The 3,848-nt window shown below is 42.8% G+C and carries 1 protein-coding gene; it reads right to left on the bottom strand.

All coding sequences use genetic code 11. The features are described 5' to 3' along the window. Nucleotides 1-3,206: retention module-containing protein (locus AB4167_RS03315; RefSeq protein WP_372136130.1), on the bottom strand; the 3,206-nt coding region annotated here is incomplete at its 3' end. Nucleotides 3,207-3,848 lie beyond the last annotated feature (642 nt).

Raw genomic sequence — 3,848 nt, 5'->3', positions numbered from 1 at the left:
TCAATACGGAAACGAACCACATCATCACTTTGATTGGTAAACGTGATGGTTTGAGTCGAGCTTACCGCGCTGCCACTTGGAGCAGAGCCATCGCTCAGGTTAATTTCAGAAAGCGTAACACTTGGAATAACATCAATCGTCGGGTTATCACCATCAGTGATCGTCAGCGTAATGGTTGAAGTCACCGGATCGTTATCGAAGTCGCTTGAAGTCACGACAATCGACTTCACGATATCTTCACTCACTGAGTGGTCTAGATCGCGATTAGGCTCAAAGCGCACTTCACCTTCAAGGGTGATAAACAGTTCACCTTCCGTGAAACTGAATTGCTGTTCACCAGTGTCATTCTGATCAAGTGTTCGTAATTGGCCGTCATAAGTAAACTGGGTGATAGTCGCACCATCGGCACTCTGATTTGGCATTACATCAATGGTGTTGGTTGTGATTGTACCGTCAGCAAGATTTGGCTCGGTGATATCTAACGTACCGTCTTGCATGATTTGAACATCATCACCGATAGTCACATTAAGCTGAGACACCAATGAATCGTCGCCGTCCGTATCAACCGCATAAATAGGCAGATCAAAGCTCAGATCGTTCTTATCTAAACCATCTACATGGTCTAACGCTTCAAGCAGAGTAAAGGTGTATTCACCCAATGTGCTCGTAGAGAAAGCAATCGTAAACACTGGGATTTCAGCGCCCGAACCGTTGGTAATAAAGCCAATGTAAGTACCCGGATTAGCCGAATCTTCTTTTATCTCAACCGCAAATCCATTCGATTTCAGTGCACCGCCCACATTAAACTCTGTTGGTTCAATACGAAAACTTGCTACATCGTCGCTGCCTGCGGTAAAGGTAATCGTCTCGGTTGCGCTAACTTTACTTCCGCTGGGAGCAGAGCCGTCATTAAGGTTGGTTTCAGAGAGAGTCACAGGCGGGATCAAATCAATGATCGGATCTTGGCCATCGGTAATACTTAACTCAAGCGTCGAACTATCAGTATCCCCATCACCATCTTCGGCTAAAAATGAGAACTGTTTGACGATAGTTTCACTGCTTGAGTGGTCGATATCACGAGCGACTTCAAAACTGAAGTCACCGTTTAATGAGATAGTGACGACACCTTCAGTAAAACTGAAAGTCTGGGTAGCATCGGGGAGCAGGCTTTGATCGAGTGAGTAATCAACACCGTCATAATTAAATGATTGAATGGCTGAGCCATCAGCACCTTCAAAATTAAATAGGTTGTACGAAACAACCGTATCACCAGCCAAAGTCGGTTCATCGACAGAAACAACATTATCGACTAATTCAACAACATCATCATTTACATTGACGAGAATCTCAGCAGCTTCTGGTGTGTTCGAACCTCCAGACAGTGCAGAACGGTCGCCATCTGCATCAACAGCATAAATTGGCAATGCAAAAGTTAACAGCGCATCTTCAGCGCCTTGATGAGAAAGTTCTTCATAAAGATTAAACTCATAGTTGCCCAATGAAGGGCTATCAATTTTAACGTCAAAAACCGTAATTCTCGAACCATTGACCTCAACATAACCTTCGTAAGTTCTTACACCGTTGGTTTCATCAATCAACTCAAGTAGCACAGCCTCGCCATTTGAAACCAAGGTGCTATTAGTATTAAATTCAGTGGGTTCTAGCTCATAATGGTCAATGATGTCACTTTCAAAAATGTCCGCGGTGATACTGCCAGTGCCAGACACTGGCGCCGTGCCCTCTTGTGAGCCGCCAACAATGCCCGCTTCATCAACATCAATACTGTCAACATTAGTAATAACAGGGCTATCGCCATCAGTAATGGCAATATTGATGGTATTGGTTATAACATCTTGGTCAAAATCGGTAATCGTGATTGGCAAAGCGAACGTCAGTGAATCGGTACCCACTTGTTCTATCGGATTAGACTGCTCGAATTTATAGGTGCCATCGGTATCTAGAGAGATAGTGAGAACAACCTCACCTCGACCTTGGATGGACAGAGTAATCGTTGTTCCATCGTCAGACAGTCTCGCAAGCGTGTTTTGATTGTCACTGAGCAACCCATCAAACTGGTCGAGTGCACTTGCATCAAATACAACTGATTGAAGATTATCACTACCAATATTGGAGAACGTTCCTTCGATTGCCGCGCTGCTAGTTTCAACGTTAGTGATATTGACACTTTCAGCTGACGGATCTATCCCATCAACCACGGTAACTTGCGCATTGATTGGTGTTGCTAATGGGTTTCCGGCGGAGTCTTCACCTTGAATATCAAAAGTGATGTTAATTTGATCGCCTGTATAAGAAACCTGACCACCGCCAACCGACGGTACATGATCAATCGGTTGAGAAATCGTTGTGGTTAGAGAAAGCTCAATGTTATTGCCAACACTGACGGCATCAATGTCGATACGTAATACTTCGTCGGTACCTTGAACACCAACGATAGAATTGGTCGTCGCGTCATACGTGAAGATAACGGACTGACCACTTGAAGTAATGTCGCTGTTTAATTCACTAAGTAGTGAAGCGAGGGATAAAGTTTCTGGAATGAAAGAGTCAGGGGCGAGAGATAAACTACCAGCAGTAATCGTTTCTGTCGTTGTTATAGATTGGGGATAGGTATTGCCAGATATGGAGCCTTCAGTCAGTGTTTCACTGATTGATTGGCCACCTGATGAACGAGTGATAGATCTGAATTCTTCTCTGTCTTCATCAACAGTTTGTTCTGCTAGACCAGCGGTCTCAAAGAAAGTCGATGGATGAGTTTCAGTGTAGTTATAGTCAATCGTCACAAAGCCAGCATTTGCAGAACCTTGTCCAGCACCAGCGGCCGTTGCCTCTAGGATTTGAGTCGGATCGGCACCACCTAAAATGGCTTCTTGAATTGCAGCAAGGTCGTCTTCGGTGAAGGTTTCTGCGTCCGCTTGCTGTAAGTCAAAATTAACCTCACCGGCTATTGGGGCGTCTACCCATGCAGCATTTTCATCAATACAACCGACACAATTCTCTGCAACTGGAATTGAATCATTCTGCACACCTAATACAAGTTCTGACTTGTTGGCCGTAATCACGATCTCATTTTCACGGATGATATCGCCAATTGAAATTTTTCTTGCGCTGCCGTCTGGCTTAACGACCACAACATGTCCACTAACTGCCTCAACTACAGCAACCTGGCGTGAAACTTCGATATCCATATATCCCCCGTAGTCACAAAACACTGCTCTCGAGCGCTGTGAAAATTATTGGTAATAACAATTTCAGGTTTCACTTGAATACATACTTAGCTCTCATCAATGACAATCCATTGTTACGCCTAACTGGCCTGAAATGAGAAAGTATTTCACCTGTTTTTTTATAGTTTACTTACTCTTAAGACTAGTCTTCCCCATAAAAAATGCCATGTCTGTGCTAAGAGGCGCCTTTTCACAAACCGAGGGATTCTTGTTGGAGTTTGAATAACTTAGTTAAAAGTTAGTATGGTATTGATTTATATGCAAATAAATTCACAATATAATTACACCTCATTATTTATAATATATACAGCAATAAAGTTGATAAATCATTAGCAAATATGGGGTATTGATTGATGCTTTCTATACGTCAACAGTAAAGCAGAAGTAATTACCATTTGTGAGACAATAACCAGAGGATAGGTGGTGGAGTTTGTATCAAAAACAATAAAATAAGTTGCATAAAATGTATATGTCGGAATTTTAACCAACTGATAAACAACAGCTCCCCTCTTCAATTTGGTCACAGGTTGTTTTCTGGAAGTGACAAAAAAAGCCCACTAAGTTGAAACTTAGTGGGCTTTAAAAAGGTTCATCGCGGCTTTC

Source organism: Vibrio sp. 10N.286.49.E11, from assembly GCF_041469505.1.
In the GTDB taxonomy this organism is placed as follows: domain Bacteria; phylum Pseudomonadota; class Gammaproteobacteria; order Enterobacterales; family Vibrionaceae; genus Vibrio; species Vibrio crassostreae_C.
The sequence above is the reverse complement of the archived record's forward strand: the minus strand, read 5'-3'. Positions and strand labels throughout refer to the sequence as shown.